General features: G+C 59.5%; 16 protein-coding genes and 3 tRNA genes. 11 read left to right on the forward strand and 8 right to left on the reverse strand.

Features of this window, described 5'->3' with window-relative positions:
* The first annotated feature begins 192 nt into the window (after positions 1-192).
* Together ydiJ and menI are read left to right on the forward strand one after the other, a co-directional pair.
* A complete protein-coding gene (gene ydiJ / locus QDT79_RS14950) occupies positions 193-3249 on the forward strand; it encodes a D-2-hydroxyglutarate dehydrogenase YdiJ (protein WP_308316663.1) in 3057 nt (1018 codons plus the stop codon).
* Entirely contained in the window at positions 3246-3662 is a 417-nt protein-coding gene (menI, locus tag QDT79_RS14955; RefSeq protein WP_016927938.1) for a 1,4-dihydroxy-2-naphthoyl-CoA hydrolase, read from the forward strand. Before ydiJ ends, menI begins: the two co-directional genes overlap by 4 nt.
* Positions 3663-3707: 45 nt before the next feature.
* Here menI and QDT79_RS14960 read toward each other — a convergent pair whose 3' ends face one another.
* The gene (locus QDT79_RS14960; protein ID WP_308316664.1) at positions 3708-4112 is read right to left on the reverse strand and encodes a hypothetical protein; all 405 of its coding nucleotides are present in this window, start codon (positions 4110-4112) and stop codon (positions 3708-3710) included.
* 527 nt (positions 4113-4639) lie between these two features.
* On the opposite strand from QDT79_RS14960, the gene sufA reads away from it, so the two are divergent.
* The 7 genes from sufA to QDT79_RS14995 all read left to right on the forward strand — a co-directional run bounded on the left by sufA (position 4640) and on the right by QDT79_RS14995 (position 11559).
* Complete coding sequence (gene sufA, locus QDT79_RS14965; protein ID WP_004931368.1) at positions 4640-5011, forward strand: Fe-S cluster assembly scaffold SufA; 372 nt, start codon at positions 4640-4642, stop codon at positions 5009-5011.
* Positions 5012-5025: 14 nt separating this feature from the next.
* Complete coding sequence (sufB, locus tag QDT79_RS14970; RefSeq protein WP_033638360.1) at positions 5026-6522, forward strand: Fe-S cluster assembly protein SufB; 1497 nt, start codon at positions 5026-5028, stop codon at positions 6520-6522.
* 43 nt (positions 6523-6565) lie between these two features.
* Positions 6566-7312: a Fe-S cluster assembly ATPase SufC gene (sufC, locus tag QDT79_RS14975; RefSeq protein WP_004931365.1), complete on the forward strand. Its 747-nt coding sequence runs from the start codon at positions 6566-6568 to the stop codon at positions 7310-7312.
* Positions 7287-8573 (forward strand): Fe-S cluster assembly protein SufD, encoded by a 1287-nt coding sequence (gene sufD / locus QDT79_RS14980; protein ID WP_308316665.1) that lies wholly within the window; start codon positions 7287-7289, stop codon positions 8571-8573. Before sufC ends, sufD begins: the two co-directional genes overlap by 26 nt.
* On the forward strand, positions 8570-9796 hold the full coding sequence (gene sufS / locus QDT79_RS14985; protein ID WP_107226872.1) for a cysteine desulfurase SufS: 1227 nt from the start codon (positions 8570-8572) through the stop codon (positions 9794-9796). The genes sufD and sufS overlap by 4 nt, the downstream gene beginning before the upstream one ends.
* A gap of 36 nt (positions 9797-9832) precedes the next feature.
* Positions 9833-10249, forward strand: a complete 417-nt coding sequence (sufE, locus tag QDT79_RS14990; protein ID WP_060432959.1) for a cysteine desulfuration protein SufE — start codon at positions 9833-9835, stop codon at positions 10247-10249.
* Positions 10250-10545: 296 nt separating this feature from the next.
* On the forward strand, positions 10546-11559 hold the full coding sequence (locus tag QDT79_RS14995) for a L,D-transpeptidase family protein (RefSeq protein WP_063989707.1): 1014 nt from the start codon (positions 10546-10548) through the stop codon (positions 11557-11559).
* A gap of 139 nt (positions 11560-11698) precedes the next feature.
* Here QDT79_RS14995 and QDT79_RS15000 read toward each other — a convergent pair whose 3' ends face one another.
* The 7 genes from QDT79_RS15000 to QDT79_RS15030 form a co-directional block, all read right to left on the reverse strand.
* A complete protein-coding gene (locus tag QDT79_RS15000; protein ID WP_004931354.1) occupies positions 11699-11935 on the reverse strand; it encodes a major outer membrane lipoprotein in 237 nt (78 codons plus the stop codon).
* 308 nt (positions 11936-12243) lie between these two features.
* Positions 12244-13656 (reverse strand): pyruvate kinase PykF, encoded by a 1413-nt coding sequence (gene pykF, locus QDT79_RS15005; protein ID WP_063989708.1) that lies wholly within the window; start codon positions 13654-13656, stop codon positions 12244-12246.
* Positions 13657-14049: 393 nt separating this feature from the next.
* On the reverse strand, positions 14050-14355 hold the full coding sequence (locus QDT79_RS15010; RefSeq protein WP_063989709.1) for a cupin domain-containing protein: 306 nt from the start codon (positions 14353-14355) through the stop codon (positions 14050-14052).
* Between the two features lie 117 nt (positions 14356-14472).
* A tRNA-Val gene (locus tag QDT79_RS15015) sits at positions 14473-14549 on the reverse strand.
* Between the two features lie 20 nt (positions 14550-14569).
* Positions 14570-14646, reverse strand: a tRNA-Val gene (locus QDT79_RS15020).
* A 20-nt stretch (positions 14647-14666) separates the two neighbouring features.
* Positions 14667-14743: transfer RNA gene (locus QDT79_RS15025), tRNA-Val, on the reverse strand.
* Positions 14744-14924: 181 nt separating this feature from the next.
* Positions 14925-16301 (reverse strand): MATE family efflux transporter, encoded by a 1377-nt coding sequence (locus tag QDT79_RS15030; protein ID WP_063989710.1) that lies wholly within the window; start codon positions 16299-16301, stop codon positions 14925-14927.
* 239 nt (positions 16302-16540) lie between these two features.
* Between QDT79_RS15030 and QDT79_RS15035 the strand changes: the two genes are divergently transcribed.
* Positions 16541-17191, forward strand: coding sequence for a riboflavin synthase (locus tag QDT79_RS15035; protein ID WP_016927930.1), 651 nt, complete (start codon positions 16541-16543; stop codon positions 17189-17191).
* A 54-nt stretch (positions 17192-17245) separates the two neighbouring features.
* Positions 17246-17539 (forward strand): I78 family peptidase inhibitor, encoded by a 294-nt coding sequence (locus tag QDT79_RS15040; RefSeq protein WP_038874785.1) that lies wholly within the window; start codon positions 17246-17248, stop codon positions 17537-17539.
* Positions 17540-17551 lie beyond the last annotated feature (12 nt).

Raw genomic sequence — 17551 nt, forward strand, 5'->3', positions numbered from 1 at the left:
GCCTGTCGGTCGGTTTATCACCGCCGGTCGGCCGCCTGTGGCGGCGCTCGCGGGGCGGTAATAATGTGAATGCCTTCACTAAACGAGTATGTTAGTTTTTAGTATCACTAAAAAATAGGGTGGGTCTGAATTAAAGGCCCGATTCAGCGTACATCAGCGCATAAAAATAGACGGACAGGGTCAAAAAAGCGAATGATCCCACAGATTTCTCAGGCGCCCGGCCTCGTTCAACGGGTGCTCGACTTTTTGGAAGCACTGAAGCAAAACGGATTCAACGGCGATACCGCCACCAGCTATGCCGACCGGCTGACGATGGCCACCGACAACAGCATTTATCAGCTGTTGCCCGATGCGGTGGTGTTCCCCCGTTCCACCGCCGACGTGGCGCTGATCGCCCGTCTGGCCGGGGAAGAGCGATTCAATACGCTGACCTTCAGCCCGCGCGGCGGCGGCACCGGCACCAACGGCCAGTCGCTCAATACCGGTATCGTGGTCGATATGTCGCGACATATGAACCGCATTCTGGAGATCAACGTCGAACAAGGCTGGGTAAAAGTCGAAGCCGGGGTGATCAAGGATCAGCTGAATCAATACCTGCGGCCGTTCGGCTACTTCTTCTCGCCGGAACTGTCCACCAGCAACCGTGCCACGCTGGGCGGCATGATCAACACCGACGCCTCCGGCCAGGGCTCGCTGGTGTATGGCAAAACCTCCGATCACGTGTTGGGCCTGCGGGCGGTGCTGCTGGGCGGTGAGATGATCGACACCCGCGCCATGCCGACGGCGCTGGCGGAAACGATTGCTCTGGAAGAGACCGTCGAAGGGCGCATCTACCGCACGGTGCTGAACCGCTGCCGCGAGCAGCGCGCGCTGATCCTGGAGAAATTCCCCAAGCTCAACCGCTTCCTCACCGGTTACGATCTGCGCCACGTGCTGAGCGACGATCTGCAAACCTTCGATTTGACGCGCATCCTGACCGGCGCCGAAGGCACGCTGGCGTTTATTACCGAAGCGCGGCTGGACATCACGCCGCTGCCGAAAGTGCGCCGCCTGGTCAACGTGAAATACGACTCCTTCGACTCGGCGCTGCGCAATGCGCCCTTTATGGTCGAAGCCAAGGCGCTGTCGGTGGAAACCATCGATTCCAAGGTGCTGAACCTGGCGCGTGAAGACATCGTTTGGCACTCGGTGAACGAACTGATCGCCGACGTGCCGGATAAAGAGATGCTCGGTCTGAACATCGTCGAGTTCGCCGGCGACGATCGGGTGCTGATCGACGGCCAGATGGAAACCCTGTGTCAACGGCTGGACGAATTGATCGCGCAGCGGCAGGGCGGCGTGATCGGTTACCAAATCTGCGGCGATCTGGTGGGCATCGAGCGTATTTACAACATGCGCAAGAAGGCGGTTGGGCTGCTGGGCAACGCCAAAGGGCGCGCCAAGCCGATTCCGTTCGCCGAGGACACCTGCGTGCCGCCGCAACACCTGGCGGACTATATCGTTGAATTCCGTGAACTGCTCGACGATCACAACCTGAGCTACGGCATGTTCGGCCACGTCGACGCCGGGGTGCTGCACGTGCGCCCGGCGCTCGACATGTGCGACCCGCAGCAGGAGGTGCTGATGAAGCAGATCTCCGATCAGGTGGTGGCGCTGACCGCCAAATATGGCGGCCTGCTGTGGGGTGAACACGGCAAGGGTTTCCGCGCGCAATACAGCCCTGAATTCTTCGGGGAAACGCTGTATGAGGAGCTGTGCCGCATCAAGGCGGCGTTCGATCCGGATAACCGCCTGAATCCGGGCAAGATCTGTTCGCCGCTGGCGGTGGATGCGCCGATGATGCAGGTGGACGCAGTCAAACGCGGCACCTTCGATCGCCAGATCCCGGTCGAGGTGCGCACCTCGTTCCGCGGCGCGCTGGAGTGTAACGGCAACGGCCTGTGCTTCAACTTCGACGTGCGCAGCCCGATGTGCCCGTCGATGAAAATCAGCGGCAACCGCATTCATTCACCGAAAGGGCGGGCGACGCTGGTGCGCGAGTGGCTGCGTCTGTTGGCCGAGCAGGGCGTCGATCCGCTGGCGCTGGAGAAACAGCTGCCGCAGCAGCACCTCAGCTTGCGCAGCCTGATCGAAAAGACCCGCAACAGCTGGCATGCCGGCAAGGGCGAGTACGACTTCTCGCACGAAGTGAAAGAGGCGATGTCCGGCTGCCTGGCCTGTAAGGCCTGTTCAACCCAGTGCCCGATCAAGATTGACGTGCCGGGATTCCGTTCGCGCTTCCTGCAGCTCTACCACACTCGCTATTTGCGCCCGGTGAGCGACTACATGGTCGCCGGCGTAGAGAGCTATACCCCGTTGATGGCCCGCGCGCCGAAGGTGTTCAACTTCTTCTTCCGCCAGCCGTGGCTGCGGGAGATGAGCCGCAACGCCATCGGCATGGTCGATCTGCCGCTGCTGTCCAGCCCGACGCTGCGCCAGCAACTGTCCGGCCACCGCGCGACCACGCTGACGCTGGAGCAGTTGGAAGGGCTGAGCGCCGAGCAGCGCGCAGAGCACGTGCTGATCGTCCAGGATCCGTTTACCAGCTATTACGACGCCAAAGTGGTGGCGGACTTTGTCCGGCTGGTGGAGAAGCTTGGCTATAAACCGGTGCTGCTGCCGTTCTCGCCAAACGGCAAGGCGCAGCATGTGAAAGGTTTCCTGACGCGGTTCGCCCGCACCGCGCGCAAAACCGCCGATTTCCTCAACCGCGTGGCGCAGCTCGATATGCCGCTGGTGGGTGTTGATCCGGCGCTGGTGCTGTGCTACCGCGACGAATACCGCGAGATCCTCGGTGCCGAACGCGGCGATTTTCAGGTGCAGCTGGTGCATGAATGGTTGCAACAGCGGATCGCGGATCGCGCCGAACAGCCGGCGACCGGCGAGCCGTGGTATCTGTTCGGTCACTGCACCGAAACCACCGCGCTGCCGGCCAGCGGCCAACAGTGGGCGGCGATCTTCGCCCGCTTCGGCGCCAAACTGGAGAACGTCAGCGTTGGCTGCTGCGGCATGGCGGGCACTTACGGGCATGAAGCCAAGAACCTGCAAAACTCGCTCGGCATTTATGAGCTATCATGGCATCCGACGCTGCAGCGTTTGCCGCGGCAGCGCTGCCTGGCGACCGGTTATTCCTGCCGCAGCCAGGTGAAACGCATCGAGGGCAATGGCGTGCGTCACCCATTACAGGCACTTCTGGAGATGATTGAGTGAAATTGTGGAAACGTGAAACATCGCTGGAGCAGCTGAACCGCGCCGGCGACGGCTGCATGGTCAGCCATGTGGGCATCGAGTTTACCCAACTGGGCGAGGATTTCCTCGAGGCCACCATGCCGGTCGACGGCCGCACCCGGCAGCCGTTCGGGCTGTTGCACGGCGGGGCGTCGGTGGTGCTGGCGGAATCGATGGGATCGATGGCCGGTTACCTGTGCAGCGAAGGCGAGCAGAAAGTGGTGGGGCTGGAGATCAACGCCAACCACCTGCGCGCGGTATTCGATGGTCAGGTGCGCGGGGTGTGTCGCGCACTGCACGTCGGCCGTCGCCATCAGGTGTGGCAAATCGAGATCTTCGACGCGCGCGATCGGTTGTGCTGCACCTCGCGTCTGACCACGGCGGTCATCGACTGATTCCCGCCGGTTTCCGCAGGCGATCGGCCTGCGGAGCCTTTCGCTTTACAGCTGAAACGGCACGCGTTTGACGAAGTCCTTCTGAAACGCGTTCGCCTTCTCCCAGGTGCCTTCCATTGCATATTTTTGGCAGATCAGCGTCAGCGTGTGGCGGGCGAAGTGGTAGCTTTGCACCCGAAACAGCTGGCAGCGCTGCAGGTTGTTGATTTCGACGATCAGCCGGTTATGCAGCTTGCTGAGCGCGTGCAGATAGCTGTCGTCGTCGCCGTTTTCCAGGCACAGATTGGCCATGGTGAGGCTGACGCTGTTGTACCGCTTCAGGTGGTCGATATTGCATTCCGGGCGCCGCAGCGCCGCTTCGGCCATGTAAAAGTCCACCGTGGCGTCGCGCACGCTGAATTTGTAGTCATCAATCTTGCCCAGCAACCATGCGTTGATCGAAAGAGTCATTGGCTTCGCGCTCAAATTACAATTGAATGATAATCATTATCATATAAACTGCCGCGTTGCCGATCAATCCCCGGCGTGGCGTTTTTTCATCGCGCGGGGTGTAAAAGGCCGCCGACGACCCAACTTAATCCTGAGCGACTAAACTTTAACCTGAGGGCCGCGCGCTCGCGCCGCGCCATGAAATGCCGATAAACGCACATTTACGACAGACAGAATGCAGAAATAGGTATTTTCTATGAATGTTTAGATCGGCAACGCACCGCAGCGCTGTAACGCTGACGGGCCACCGGGGAGTGCGGTACGGTGATGCAGGATAGATAACGAATTCATAGGGATAGCATGCACACCTTGCCGCCTGACGCCGCAAGCCGCCACGGGTGTCCCGTTGGCTTGCCGCGCGCCGCAGCGAAAAATCGCGCTCGCGGCGGATACCCCCGCAAAACAAACGGTTGAAGTGATAATCGTTATCACTAACATATAAGCAACCCAGATTGGCTGTGGCCAAACACGAGTGTGAGGTAGACCCTATGCAAACGGAAAATGTCGGCACTTTTTCTCTGGATGAAAATGTCTGGCAAGGCATTTCGCTCAGCGACAGCGCCGTACGACAAATAACGAAACTGATGCAGCAGGATCCGCAGGTGAAAGGGCTGCAGCTAGGGGTGAAACAATCCGGCTGCGCCGGCTTTGCCTATGTGCTGGATCTGACCCGCGAACCCGCCGATGACGATCTGCTGTTTGAGCGCGACGGCGCCAAACTCTATGTGCCGCTGAAAGCCATGCCGTTCATCGATGGCACCACGGTAGATTACGTCCGCGAAGGGCTGAATCAGATATTCAAATTCAACAACCCTAAAGCTCAGCATGCCTGCGGGTGCGGCGAGAGCTTTGGCGTTTGAGCGATGCAATCAACATGACACGAAGCAATGTAGAAATGCCTAATGAAGTGCAGGCTTGGGTCAGCGAAGGTCGCTACAAAGAAGGTTTCTTCACCCAGCTGGCAACCGATGAGTTGGCCAAAGGCATCAACGAAGAGGTGGTGCGCGCCATCTCGGCCAAGCGCAACGAACCCGAGTGGATGCTGGAATTCCGCCTCGAGGCCTACCGCGCCTGGCTGCAGATGGAAGAACCGCACTGGCTGAAGGCCAATTATGATCGCCTGAACTACCAGGACTACAGTTACTATTCGGCGCCGTCCTGCGGCAGCTGCGACGACGCCTGCGGTTCGCAACCCGGCGCCGAGCAGCAACCGGGCGCGGCGACGGAAAAAGATTACCTGACCAGCGAAGTGGAGCTGGCGTTCAATCAGCTCGGCGTGCCGGTGCGCGAGGGCAGCGAGGTGGCGGTGGACGCCATCTTCGACTCGGTCTCGGTCGCTACCACTTACCGTGAAAAACTGGCGGAAAGCGGGGTGATCTTCTGCTCGTTCGGCGAAGCGATCCAGGAATACCCGGATCTGGTGCGTCAGTACCTGGGGCGCGTGGTGCCCTCCAACGATAATTTCTTCGCCGCGCTGAACGCCGCGGTGGCCTCCGACGGCACCTTCGTCTATGTGCCGAAAGGCGTGCGCTGCCCGATGGAGCTGTCGACCTATTTCCGCATCAACGCCGCGAAAACCGGCCAGTTCGAACGCACCATCCTGATCGCCGACGAAGGCAGCTATGTCAGCTACATCGAAGGCTGCTCCGCCCCGGTGCGCGACAGCTACCAGCTGCACGCGGCGGTGGTGGAAGTGATCCTGCATAAAGACGCCGAAGTGAAATACTCGACGGTGCAGAACTGGTTCTCCGGCGGCGAGAGCAAGGGCGGCATCCTCAACTTCGTCACCAAGCGCGCGCTGTGCGAAGGCGCTGGCTCGAAAATGTCCTGGACCCAGTCGGAAACCGGCTCGGCCATCACCTGGAAATACCCAAGCGTGATCCTGCAGGGCGACAATTCGATCGGCGAATTCTTCTCGGTGGCGCTGACCAGCGGCCATCAACAGGCGGACACCGGCACCAAGATGATCCACATCGGCAAAAACACCAAGTCGACCATCATCGCCAAAGGCATCTCCGCCGGCCACAGCGAGAACACTTATCGCGGCCTGGTGAAAATCCTGCCGGGGGCGGAAAACGCCCGTAACTTTACCCAGTGCGACTCGATGCTGATCGGGCCGGACAGCGGTGCCCACACGTTCCCTTACGTTGAAGCGCGCAACAACAGCGCTCAGCTGGAGCACGAAGCCACCACCTCGAAGATCGGCGATGACCAGCTGTTCTACTGCCTGCAGCGCGGCATCAGCGAGGATGACGCCATTTCGATGATCGTCAACGGTTTCTGCAAGGACGTTTTCTCCGAGCTGCCGCTGGAGTTCGCCGTCGAGGCGCAGAAACTTCTGGCCATCAGCCTGGAACACAGCGTGGGTTAATCGCCGCATTTTTAGCGCCGCCGGCGCTATCTGAGGACACAGCATGTTAAGCATCAAGAATTTGAAAGTCAGCGTGGAAGGCAACGAGATCCTCAAGGGATTGGATCTGGAGATCAAACCGGGCGAAGTGCACGCCATCATGGGGCCGAACGGCTCGGGCAAGAGCACGCTGTCCGCCACGCTGGCCGGGCGTGAAGAGTACGAAGTGACCGAAGGGGAAGTTACCTTCAAGGGCAAGGATCTGCTGGAGCTGGATCCGGAAGATCGCGCCGGTGAAGGCGTGTTCCTGGCCTTCCAGTACCCGGTGGAGATCCCCGGCGTCAGCAACCACTTCTTCCTGCAGACGTCGGTCAACGCGGTGCGTAAATACCGCGAGCAGGAGCCGCTGGATCGCTTTGACTTCGCCGATTTCATCGAAGAGAAAATCGCGCTGCTGGATATGCCGGCCGATCTGCTGACCCGTTCGGTCAACGTCGGCTTCTCCGGCGGCGAGAAAAAACGCAACGACATTCTGCAGATGGCGGCGCTGGAGCCGGATCTGTGCATTCTCGATGAAACCGATTCGGGCCTGGACATCGACGCGCTCAAGATCGTCGCCAACGGCGTCAACTCGCTGCGGGACGGCAAGCGCGCCTTTATCATCGTGACCCACTATCAGCGCATTCTGGACTACATCAAACCGGATTATGTACACGTGCTGTCCCAGGGGCGCATCGTCAAATCCGGCGATTTCTCGCTGGTGAAACAGTTGGAGGAGCAGGGCTATGGCTGGCTTACCGACCAACAGTAATTCAAACGCGCTGCAGCAGCTGTATCGCCTGTTCGAAGGCCGCGGCGGCGAGCGTTCGCCGCATGCGCTGGCCCACTGGCAGCAGGCGTTGCGCCTCGGCTGGCCGACGCGCAAGCATGAGAACTGGAAATACACGCCGCTGGAGAGCCTGCTGGAGCAGCAGTTCCTCGAGCCGCAGCCCGCATTGGTGAGCGCAGAACAGCTCGAGGCGCTGGCGCTTGGCATTGATGCCTGCCGGCTGGTGTTTATCGACGGCCGCTACAGCGCCGCGCTGAGCGATGGCGATCTGGGCGACTACCAGTTCGAGTTGACCGCCTACGGCACGCCGCAGGCGCTGCCGGAGCCGATCCAGCCGGAGGTTTTCCTGCACCTGACCGAAAGCCTGGCGCAGGAAACCAGCCTGATTCGCTTGCCGGCCGGCAAAGCTCCTGCACGCCCGCTGTACCTGCTGCATATTAGCAGCGGACGCGGTGCCACCGGGGAAGTGAACACCGTGCATCACCGCCATCATCTGGAGATCGGGCGCGGGGCCGAGGCGGAAGTGATCGAACACTATGTCAGCCTGGGCGAGGCCGCGCACTTCACCGGCGCGCGCCTGACCGCCAACGTGGCGGACAACGCCGGGCTGTTGCACTGCAAGCTGGCGTTTGAGAGCCAGCCAAGCTACCACTTTGCCCACAACGATCTGGTTATCGGCCGCGACGCGCGGGTGAAAAGCGACAGCTTCCTGCTGGGCGCCGGCCTGACGCGGCACAACACCAGCGCACAGCTGAACGGCGAAGGCGCAAATCTGGTGATCAACAGCCTGGTGCTGCCGGTGGGCAAAGAGATCTGTGATACCCGCACCTATCTGGAGCATAACAAAGGCTATTGCGAAAGCCGCCAGCTGCATAAAACCGTGGTCAGCGATCGCGGCAAGGCGGTGTTCAACGGCATGATCAAAGTGGCCAAGCACGCGATCAAAACCGACGGCCAGATGACCAACCATAACCTGCTGTTGGGTAAGGTGGCGGAAGTGGATACCAAGCCGCAGCTGGAGATCTACGCCGACGACGTCAAATGCAGCCACGGCGCCACCGTGGGGCGCATCGATGAAGAGCAGCTGTTCTATCTGCAGTCGCGCGGCATCGACAAACACGCGGCGCAGCAGATGATCATCTTTGCCTTCGCCGCCGAGCTGACCGAAGGCATCGCCAATGACACCATCCGGGAACGGGTGCTGGCGCGCATCGCCCAGCGCCTGCCGGGGGAGGCTGCATGAGTTATCCGATTGAACGCGTGCGCGGCGATTTCCCGCTGCTGGCGCGTGAGGTGAACGGCCAACCGCTGGCCTATCTCGACAGCGCCGCCAGCGCGCAGAAACCGCAGGCGGTGATCGACCGCGAGCTGGCGTTCTACCGCCACGGTTATGCGGCGGTGCATCGCGGCATTCACACCCTGAGCGCCGAAGCGACTCAGCAGATGGAAGCGGTGCGGGAACAGGCGGCGCGCTTTATCAACGCCGCCTCGGCGGAAGAGATGGTGTTCGTCAAGGGCACCACCGAAGGCATCAATCTGGTGGCCAACAGCTTTGGCCGCCACCTGCTGCAGCCGGGCGATGCGATTCTCATCACCGAGATGGAGCACCATGCCAACATCGTGCCGTGGCAGATGCTGGCGCAGGAGCGCGGGCTGCAGCTGCGGGTGTGGCCGCTGCAGCCGGACGGTACGCTGGATCTGGCGCTGCTGCCGGAGCTGGTCGACTCGTCCTGTAAACTGCTGGCGCTGACCGAGGTCTCCAACGTGCTGGGCACCGTCAACCCGGTGCGCGACATCATCGCCCGCGCCAGAGCCCTGGCGCCGGATTTGACGGTGCTGGTGGACGGCGCGCAGGCGGTGATGCACCAGCGCGTCGATGTCCAGGCGCTGGACTGCGATTTTTACGTGTTTTCCGGCCACAAGCTGTACGGCCCTTCCGGCATCGGCATGCTGTATGGCCGTCAGGCGCTGCTGCAGCAGATGCCGCCGTGGGAAGGGGGCGGCTCGATGATCCGCCAGGTCAGCCTGACGGCGGGCACCACCTTTGCCGATCCGCCGTGGCGCTTTGAGGCCGGTTCGCCGAACACCGCCGGCATCATGGGGCTGGGGGCGGCGTTCGATTACGTCGAAGCCCTGGGCCTGAATGCGATCCACGATTATGAACAGTCGCTGATGCACTACGCGCTGAAGGCGCTCAGCCAGGTGCCGACGCTGAAAGTCTATGGCCCGGCCCATCGCGCCGGGGTGATCGCCTTCAATCTGGGTGAACACCATGCCTATGACGTCGGCAGCTTCCTCGATCAGTATGGCATCGCCATTCGCACCGGCCATCACTGCGCCATGCCGCTGATGGCGTTTTATCAGGTGCCGAGCATGTGCCGCGCTTCGCTGGCGTTATATAATACCCGCGAAGAGGTGGACCGGCTGGTGGCCGGGCTGCAACGCATTCATCAGCTATTAGGCTAGGCCGGGGCGCGTCCCCGGCGGTACAAAAGGATCCCCATGGCGAATTTGCCGGACAAAGATAAATTGGTGCGTAATTTCTCCCGCTGTTTGAACTGGGAGGAGAAATACCTGTACGTGATTGAACTCGGCGCCAAATTGCCGCCGCTGGACGAGGCCGAGCGGCAGGCCGGCAACCTGATCTCCGGCTGTCAGAGCCAGGTGTGGATCGTGATGCGCCGCGATGAGCAGGGGCAGGTCGAGTTTCACGGCGACAGCGACGCGGCGATCGTCAAAGGGCTGCTGGCGGTGGTGTTTATTCTGTATCGCCAATTGACGCCGCAGCAGATTGTCGAGCTCGACGTGCGGCCGTTTTTCGCCGAGCTGGCGCTCAGCCAGCACCTGACGCCTTCACGCTCACAGGGGTTGGAGGCGATGATCCGCGCCATTCGCAGCAAAGCGGCGCAGCTGGCCTGACCCATAACGCCCGCATCCTCAAGGCTCATTGATACCTCCGCTTTGTCAATGAGTCTTTACAATCCGCAGTTTTCCCCCGCACAACGCCCTCTATTCAGTGATATTTCAGCAGCTTACCTGTTGACGTTTCGTTGACAATCAGCGGCAACGATTACGTTATAACGTGTTGATTTTTAGAGGACTTATTGCCTTTGATACCAGCATTGCTAGTATTAATCAGGTATTGTCTGATTTACCCACCGCCAGGCGCTCGTTAGCCTTGGGGGCGAACCGTCATAAAAAATATAGGGATGATAATGAAACGTGCGTTGAGTTTAATGGGCATGGTCTTCGCCACTGTATTGGCCGGCACGCAGGCCGCCAGTGCGACCGAATACCCGCTGCCGCCGCCGGACAGCCGTCTGATCGGTGAAAACACCACTTATACCGTGCCAAACGACGGCCGTCCGCTGGAGGCGATCGCCGCCGACTACAAGATTGGCCTGCTGGGCATGTTGGAAGCCAACCCCGGCACCGACCCGTTCCTGCCCAAGCCGGGTACGGTGCTGACCATTCCGACCCAAATGCTGCTGCCCGACACCAAGCGTGAAGGGATCGTCGTCAACCTGGCCGAGCTGCGCCTTTACTACTACCCGAAAGGCGAGAATAAAGTGATCGTCTATCCGATCGGTATCGGCCAGACCGGGATGCACACGCCGCTGGAGGTGACCTCTGTCAGCCAGAAGATCCCCAACCCGACCTGGACGCCTACCGCCAACATCCGCAAACGCTATCAGTCCCAGGGCGTGACGCTGCCTGCGGTGGTGCCGGCCGGCCCTGAGAACCCTATGGGGTTGTTCGCCCTGCGTCTGGCGATGGGGCGCGGTGAATACCTGATCCACGGCACCAACGCCAACTTCGGTATCGGCATGCGCGTCAGCTCAGGCTGTATTCGTCTGCGTCCGACGGACATTGAAGCGCTGTTCAATATGGTGCCGCGCGGTACGCGGGTGCAGGTGATCAACGATCCGGTGAAGATTTCGGTTGAGCCGGACGGCAAACGCTATGTGGAAGTACACCAGCCACTGTCGCGGGTGGAAAGCGACGATCCGCAGACCATGCCGATCGCGTTGTCTAAAGCGGAGAAAGCCTTTGCTGCGGATGGTCAGACCGATCGCGCCGTGTTCGATAGCGCGGTTGTACGCCGTTCTGGCATGCCGGTACTGGTCAATGTAGGGGAGAGCCCGTCGGCGGTGAGTTTGACGCCTGTAGCGGCGCCTGCGACGAATAAGAGCCCATTCAAGGCAGCGCCAATCAGTTCCGTGAACTGAGTTTGCAGGATTGAGCGGTCGAAGAGGGGTTCAGCGTGCTGAGCCTCTTTTTTTATCTGCCGAAGGAGAGCCCCAGGGCTGATGAGCAGGCAAAAAAAACGGCGCACACTGTGCGCCGTTTTCAATAACCAAAGCTATCTTACTTTTTGTAAGCGTGAGCTTGGTTGTCCAGACGCTGGTTAGCGCGTGCTGCGTCGTCTTTAGCAGCTTGAACGTCAGAACGCATTGCGTTCACGTCGTTGCTCAGCTGATCAACTTTAGCGTTCAGAGTCTGAACGTCAGAAGACAGTTGATCGATTTTAGCGTTGCTAGAGCAGCCAGCCAGCAGAGTGGAACCCAGGATTACCGCGCCCAGTACCAGTTTAGTACGATTCATTATAACACCCTCTAGATTGAGTTAATCTCCATGTAGCGTTACAAGTATTACACAAACTTTTTTCGAAAGAGAATAATTTTTTAGTGTTGAGGTGCTTTATTTTGATCGTTCGCTCAAACTTGCATCTGGTTTTACAAATTAGTTAAAAAAACGAGGGAAAACAGCCGGCTTCCATGGGACTACTCCGATTCTTTATTAGCTAAATAATGAGCGGATCGCGGTTGCGTTTTGAGAAAAATAGTTTACTGCCGATAAAAAAAACGCCGCAAAGCGGCGTTTTGATCAAGGCAATTATGTCACGTTTTATATTACAGCACGTGTACCGAGGCCGTGTTGGTGGTGCCGCTCGGCACCAGCGCGCCGGAAACCATCACCACGACGTCGCCTTTCTGCGCCAGGCCGCTGGCCAGCGCGGCTTCTTTACCGATGCGGTAGAAGTCGTCGGTAGAGGCGATTTCCTTGACCATCTGTGGGATGACGCCCTTGCTCAGCACCAGCTGATGCGCGGTAGTCTCATTGGTGGTCAGCGCCAGGATCACCGCGTTCGGGAAGTATTTACGCACGGATTTCGCCGACTTGCCGCCGCTGGTGGCGACCACGATCAGCGGCGCGTCCAGTTTCTCGGCGGTTTCAACCGCGCCGCGGCATACTGCTTCGGTGATGCGCAGCTTGCGACGATCGTTCAGAGCGTCGATGCGGCTTGGCATCACGCGATCGGTACGCTCGCAGATGGTCGCCATGATGTTGACGGCTTCCAGCGGGTATTTGCCCTTGGCGCTTTCGCCGGACAGCATGACGGCATCGGTGCCGTCCAGGATGGCGTTGGCGACGTCGCCGGCTTCCGCGCGGGTAGGGCGCGGGTTCTTGATCATGGAGTCGAGCATCTGGGTGGCGGTGATCACCACTTTACGCGCGCGGTTGCATTTCTCAATCATCATCTTCTGGGCAAAGATCACTTCTTCGACCGGGATCTCGACGCCCAAGTCGCCACGGGCAACCATGATGCCGTCGGACGCTTCGAGGATCTCGTCGAAGTTGTTCAGGCCTTCCTGGTTTTCGATCTTGGAGATGATCTGGATCTGCTCGCCGCCGTGGGCTTTCAGGTGTTCGCGGATCTCCAGCACGTCAGAGCGTTTACGGATGAAGGACGCCGCCACGAAGTCGACGCCTTGTTCGCAACCGAAGATCAGGTCGCGTTTGTCTTTTTCGGCCAGCGCAGGCAACTGGATGGAAACGCCCGGCAGGTTGACGCCCTTGTTCTCGCCCAGGTCGCCGTTGTTCAGCACCTTACAAATGACTTCGTTTTCGGTCACATTGGTGACTTCCATGCCGATCAGGCCGTCGTCAACCAGCACGGTGTTGCCGATCTTCAGGTCGGCGGCGAAGCCGGCGTAGGTGACCGCTACGCGATCGCTGTTGCCGATCACGCTCTGGTCGGTGGTGAAAGTGAAGGTTTGGCCGGCGACCAGCGAGGCGTCTTTACCGCCTTCCAGTTTCATGGTGCGAATTTCCGGGCCTTTGGTATCCAGCAGGATGCCGGCGTTGATACCGGTTTTCGCCATCACGGCGCGCATGTTCTTGATGCGGTTGCCGTGCTCTTCATAGTCGCCGTGAGAGAAGTTGAGACGCATCACGTTCATGCCTGCATTGAGCAGGTTGGTCAGCATTTCTTCCGATTCGGTTTTTGGACCGATGGTACAAACAATTTTGGTCTTTTTCATGGCGGAGTTTTCTATAAGTTGTGATGGATAAAAAAACGAATTTGACCGGCGCGGCTTACGCCGGTTGGGAATTTGGGTCGTGCCTGGCGGTGAAAAACATAATTAAGGATAGGTGACGACAGTTGAAGCGGGGCGGAAAAATTCAGCCCGCGCGGGGGCGCGGGGATGCTGCGCAACGGGGTAAGATCACATCGTGTTGTTATTGCGTTTTCGCAGATCAAGGGCTGAAACCATTCAACTGATAGACGTTGCGCATTATAAAGGCTAAGCGGCGGGAAACAAAATAAAAAACCGCGGCGGTGCGGCGGATATAGCAAAACGGGGCTAAATGTGGCGCAAATGCAACGCGTTGTGGGTTGCTTGTTGCGCAAATAACCTTTTTGTACCTATGGGTTAGCGTGTTTGGGGGATTTCCAGCAGCACGCCGGCGCTCAGGCAGAAGCAACCGCTGGCGACGTTGGCCGGCAATATCAGGCTCTCGCCGGCCCGTACCACCCGGGTGTCGCCGCCGAGGGTAAACTCGAATTCACCGGAGATCACCCGGGTTTGCAATGCGTGTGGGAGTTTTTGCAGTTGGCCGAAGTCGCCGGTCTCGAAACGCACTTCCGCCGCCGGTGAACCGTCGCTCATCACGCCTTCACGGCGGGCAGGGCCATTGCCGAGCGGTAAAAAGGCGGTTTTGGCGGTAAAGCTGGTCATGTGGCGTTCCTGATGGTTGGTGGCGGTAGCACGGCGCGAACGGCATCATAATCGGGCGGTCGGCAGAGACGATACAACGGGAAGTATAACGCGACAAGGTGAGGTGAATCAGCAATATGGTGCGTCCGAGTGGACTCGAACCACCGACCCCCACCATGTCAAGGTGGTGCTCTAACCAACTGAGCTACGGACGCACTGGGCTGCTTCTGAAATTTGGTGCGTCCGAGTGGACTCGAACCACCGACCCCCACCATGTCAAGGTGGTGCTCTAACCAACTGAGCTACGGACGCACTGTACTGCTTCAGGAATTTGGTGCGTCCGAGTGGACTCGAACCACCGACCCCCACCATGTCAAGGTGGTGCTCTAACCAACTGAGCTACGGACGCATCTTTTCCTGTCTGTCATGGCTGACAGCGGGGACGAATATTAACGAGCTACCCGCGTGCTGGCAAGGGGAAAAGCGCAATTTTATTCGGTATTTCACGCGATTGCTGAGGTTGTGCGCAGTCCGGCGTTTTTTTCCGCAAACCGCGGCCCGGCCGGGGAGGAAACCGGCCGGGCGTGGGCTCAGCGCGTGGATCGCTGCAGGATGACGGCGGTCGGCTGTTTCTGCAGCCAACGCATGCGCAGCGCCATCATGATGGCGGCGAAGGTCAGGCCGATGATAAAGCCGATCCAGAAACCGCTCGGCCCCATCGCCGGCACCACCACGTCGGTTAACGCCAGCAGATAGCCGCTCGGCAGGCCCAACACCCAATAAGCGATAAAGGTGATGAAGAAGATCGCGCGGGTATCTTTATAACCACGCAGCACGCCGCTGCCGATCACCTGGACCGAATCCGAAATCTGGTACAGCGCCGCCAACAGCATCAGCTGCGAGGCCATCGCCACCACTGCCGGGCTGTCGTTGTACAGCAGGGCGATCGGTTCGCGCAAGGTGGCGGTAAACAGCGCGGTGCAGACGGCCATGGTGACGCCGACGCCGATGGCGGAGTAGGCGGCGACGCGCGCGCCTTCGACCGAACCTTCCCCCAGACGGTAACCGACGCGGATGGTGGCGCCGACGCCCAGCGACAGCGGCAGCACGAACATCAGCGCGCTGAAGTTAAGCGCGATCTGGTGGCCGGCGACCGCAACGATCCCGAGCGGCGAAACCAGCAGCGCCACCACGGCGAACAGGGTGACTTCGAAGAACAGCGCCAGCGCCACCGGCATGCCGATGCCGATCAGGCGCTTCAGCGCCGCCCAGTCCGGGCCGCCGAGATCGCCTGCCTGGCGTTTGATGTCGCGCTGCGAGGGCGCACGCTTCACGTACCAGCGCATCATCAGGAACATGATCCAGTAGACGCTGCCGGTGGCGACGCCGCAGCCGACGCCGCCCAGCTCCGGCATGCCGAACTTGCCGTAGATGAAGATGTAGTTGATCGGAATATTCACCAGCAGGCCGAGGAAGCCGATCACCATGCCGGGCTTGGTTTTGGACAGCCCCTCGCACTGGTTGCGCATCACCTGGAAGAACAGGTAACCCGGCGCGCCCCACATGATGGCGTGCAGATAGCCGACGGCTTTATCTGCCAGCTGCGGATCGATGTTGTGCATCATATCGATGACGAACTTGCAGTTATACAACACCACGATCAGCAGCACGGACACGCCGGAAGCCAGCCAAAAACCCTGACGCACCTGATGACCGATGCGATCGCGTCGCCCGGCGCCGTTAAGCTGAGCGATAACCGGGGTCAGCGCCAGCAGCAGGCCGTGGCCGAACAGGATGGCCGGCAGCCAGATGGAGGTGCCGACTGCAACCGCCGCCATGTCGGTGGCGCTATAGGCGCCGGCCATGATGGTATCCACCACGCCCATGGCGGTTTGCGATATTTGCGCGATGATGACCGGGATAGCGAGAGCCAATAAACTACGCGCTTCAATTAAGTACTTCTGCACGCATACACCTTTTCTATTTATATATGTGGGAGGGAGGGCTGTCGCGAGAGGACAACAATTAAAATAGCGGAATTTTGTCAAAAAGATTGTACCTGCTCGGCGTCGTTAAGCAAACGCCGCAGATAAATAGTTATTAAATGCGCAGGCCCGCGTTTTTTGCCTACGCGGATTTGGTTTTCAGCGCCAACTGGGGCAAACTGCCGGGAGCGTTTTAACCTATTTAGCAAGAAGAGGCACATATGTTCACCGGTATCGTACAAGGCACCGCGCCGCTGGTCGCCATTGATGAGAAACCCAATTTCCGCACCCACGTGATCGAGATGCCTGCCGAGCTGTTGCCGGGGCTGGAGCTGGGCGCGTCGGTGGCCCATAACGGCTGCTGCCTGACCGTGACCGCGGTGGAAGGCAACCGTGTCAGCTTCGATTTGATCAAGGAAACGTTGCGCCTGACCAACCTCGGCGACCTGGCGCTCGGCGACATCGTCAATATCGAGCGCGCGGCAAAGTTCAATGACGAAATTGGCGGCCATTTGATGTCCGGCCATATTATCTGCACGGCGGAAGTGGCCAAGATTTATACCTCGGAAAATAATCGCCAGGTCTGGCTGCGCATGCCGAATGCGGAATTGATGAAATATGTGCTGCACAAAGGTTTCATCGGCATTGACGGCATTAGCCTGACCATCGGCGAAGTGGTGAATAACCGTTTCTGCGTGCACCTGATCCCGGAAACGCTGGATCGCACCACGCTGGGTAAGAAACGTCTGGGTGATAAGGTGAACATCGAAATCGATCCGCAAACGCAGGCGGTGGTGGACACCGTCGAGCGCGTGCTGGCCAACCGGGAAGCGACGCTGGCGGCGGCGATGGCGCCGGCGCATAAAGACTGACAGCGATTCTGGCGTTGCCGCCGGTATCGAATCATAAGCAGAGAGGAGAAACGCGTGAAGTTTTATGGGAAAACGTTGTTGTTAACCGCGTTGCTGGCGCTGAGCGCCTGCAGCAGCTCACCTGAGCAGGGCGCCGGCGCGCAAATGGCCGATGCGGACGATACCTGCGGTGCTTCGCAGTATCAAAACTTCGTCGGTAAGCCGATGACCTCGCTGGAAGGCGTGCGGATCGACGCCAAGGTGCGCGCCATTCCGTACAACTCTGCCGTCACCATGGATTTCAACCTGCGCCGTCTGAACTTCCTTGGCGATAGCAACGATAAAATCATTCGCGTTTATTGCGGTTAACCCGCAGGGTCC

The sequence above is a fragment of the Serratia marcescens genome (genome assembly GCF_029846115.1).
In the GTDB taxonomy this organism is placed as follows: domain Bacteria; phylum Pseudomonadota; class Gammaproteobacteria; order Enterobacterales; family Enterobacteriaceae; genus Serratia; species Serratia marcescens_L.

Bases quoted from the DNA above. Each gene is read 5' to 3' on its own strand.
- sufE (WP_060432959.1), top strand. From the start codon at position 9,833: ATGGCGAATTTGCCGGACAAAGATAAATTGGTGCGTAATTTCTCCCGC.
- sufC (WP_004931365.1), top strand. From the start codon at position 6,566: ATGTTAAGCATCAAGAATTTGAAAGTCAGCGTGGAAGGCAACGAGATC.
- sufA (WP_004931368.1), top strand. From the start codon at position 4,640: ATGCAAACGGAAAATGTCGGCACTTTTTCTCTGGATGAAAATGTCTGG.
- ydiJ (WP_308316663.1), top strand. From the start codon at position 193: ATGATCCCACAGATTTCTCAGGCGCCCGGCCTCGTTCAACGGGTGCTC.
- QDT79_RS15035 (WP_016927930.1), top strand. From the start codon at position 16,541: ATGTTCACCGGTATCGTACAAGGCACCGCGCCGCTGGTCGCCATTGAT.
- QDT79_RS14995 (WP_063989707.1), top strand. From the start codon at position 10,546: ATGAAACGTGCGTTGAGTTTAATGGGCATGGTCTTCGCCACTGTATTG.
- QDT79_RS14960 (WP_308316664.1), bottom strand. From the start codon at position 4,112: ATGACTCTTTCGATCAACGCATGGTTGCTGGGCAAGATTGATGACTAC.
- sufS (WP_107226872.1), top strand. From the start codon at position 8,570: ATGAGTTATCCGATTGAACGCGTGCGCGGCGATTTCCCGCTGCTGGCG.
- pykF (WP_063989708.1), bottom strand. From the start codon at position 13,656: ATGAAAAAGACCAAAATTGTTTGTACCATCGGTCCAAAAACCGAATCG.
- sufD (WP_308316665.1), top strand. From the start codon at position 7,287: ATGGCTGGCTTACCGACCAACAGTAATTCAAACGCGCTGCAGCAGCTG.
- sufB (WP_033638360.1), top strand. From the start codon at position 5,026: ATGACACGAAGCAATGTAGAAATGCCTAATGAAGTGCAGGCTTGGGTC.
- QDT79_RS15000 (WP_004931354.1), bottom strand. From the start codon at position 11,935: ATGAATCGTACTAAACTGGTACTGGGCGCGGTAATCCTGGGTTCCACT.
- QDT79_RS15010 (WP_063989709.1), bottom strand. From the start codon at position 14,355: ATGACCAGCTTTACCGCCAAAACCGCCTTTTTACCGCTCGGCAATGGC.